2 protein-coding genes are annotated in these 1,445 nt (G+C 73.8%); one reads left to right on the top strand and one right to left on the bottom strand.

Annotated elements, in window-relative coordinates:
• Positions 1–742: SDR family NAD(P)-dependent oxidoreductase (locus IH13_RS0115985; protein ID WP_031084964.1), on the bottom strand; the 742-nt coding region annotated here is incomplete at its 3' end.
• 75 nt (positions 743–817) lie between these two features.
• On the opposite strand from IH13_RS0115985, the gene IH13_RS0115980 reads away from it, so the two are divergent.
• Positions 818–1,445: thiolase family protein (locus IH13_RS0115980; RefSeq protein ID WP_031084962.1), on the top strand; the 628-nt coding region annotated here is incomplete at its 3' end.

The raw sequence follows: 1,445 nt of genomic DNA, 5'->3' as shown, positions 1-1,445 counted from the left end.
CGAGCCGGTCCGCGGTACGGACCAGGTCCTCCCGCGCCTGCGGGACGTCCAGGCAGATCACGCGGGCGCCGTCCCGGGCCAGCACGGAGGCGACCGAGGCGCCGATCCCGCGGGCCGCGCCGGTGACCAGCGCGGTGCGCCCGGACAGCGGCGCCACCCAGTCCGCGACCGGGTCGGGCGCGGTGTCGGTCAGCTCGACGACCTGGCCGCTCACGTACGCGGACCGGGGTGACAGCAGGAAGCGCAGGGTGGACTCGGCACAGGCGGCGGCGCCTGCCGGGACGCGCAGCAGCTGTGCGGTGGCGCCCCCGCCGATCTCCTTGCCGAGTGAGCGCACGAACCCTTCGAGCGCCTGCTGGGCCGCCGCCTGGTGGTGGTCCTCGGGAGAGGGCGGTGTGCCGAGGACGACGATCCGGCCGCCCGTGGCCAGAGAGCGTACGACGGGGTGCAACTGGGCGTGCACGGTGGCGAGTCCGGCCGCCGTGGTGATCCCCGTCGCGTCCACGACGATGCCCGCCGGGCGCTCGGCCTTCCCCGTCACCTCCAGCCCGGTGGCGGCCAGGACCGGGCCGAGGGCCTCCCCGAGGGTCGACTCACCGGCCGTGAGGTGCAGCAACGGCCCGTCGAGCGCGGGTGTCCCCAGCGTCCAGCGGCGCAGCCGGACGGGCTGCGGCAGGCCGAGCCGGCGGGTCAGGAAACGGCCGGGGGCGGTGCCGGTCAGATGCAGATAGCGGTCGGCCATTGTCCAGACTCCTGCTCGGTCGTAGATTTACTCCGGAGTAAGGTTACTCAAGGGTCAGGAGTTGGTCGAGATGAGTTGGTCGAGTTGATTCCCCTCGCACTGCCGCAACCGCGCCGGGTCGCCGTCCTCGGCGGCAGCCGCATCCCGTTCGCCCGTTCCGACGGCCCCTACGCCGAGGCGTCCAACCAGCAGATGCTGACCGCCGCCCTGGACGGTCTGGCCGAACGCTTCGGGCTGCGCGGGGAGTCGGTGGGGGAGTTCGTCGCGGGCGCGGTCCTCAAGCACAGCCGCGACTTCAACCTCGCCCGTGAGACGGTGCTGGGCTCCTCCCTCGACCCGCGCACACCGGCGTACGACGTCCAGCAGGCGTGCGGCACCGGGCTCCAGGCCGTGATCGCCGCGGCCAACAAGATCGCTCTCGGCGCCGTCGACTCGGCGGTCGCGGGTGGTGCGGACACCACCAGCGACGCCCCGCTCGGCGTCAACGACCAGTTGCGCAGGATCCTGCTCCAGGCCCGGAGGGCGAAGTCGGCGGGCGGCAGGCTCAGGGCGCTGGCGGCCGTACGCCCCCGCCACCTCGTGCCGGACATCCCGCGCAACGCCGAACCCCGTACCGGCCTGTCGATGGGTGAGCACGCCGCCGTCACCGCCCGGAAGTGGGGCATCACCCGGGAGGACCAGGACCTGCTGGCGGCCACCAGCC

Origin of the sequence: Streptomyces sp. NRRL WC-3549 (assembly GCF_000721935.1) — a bacterium.
GTDB lineage: Bacteria > Actinomycetota > Actinomycetes > Streptomycetales > Streptomycetaceae > Streptomyces.
This window is presented reverse-complemented; position numbering and strand designations above follow the sequence as displayed.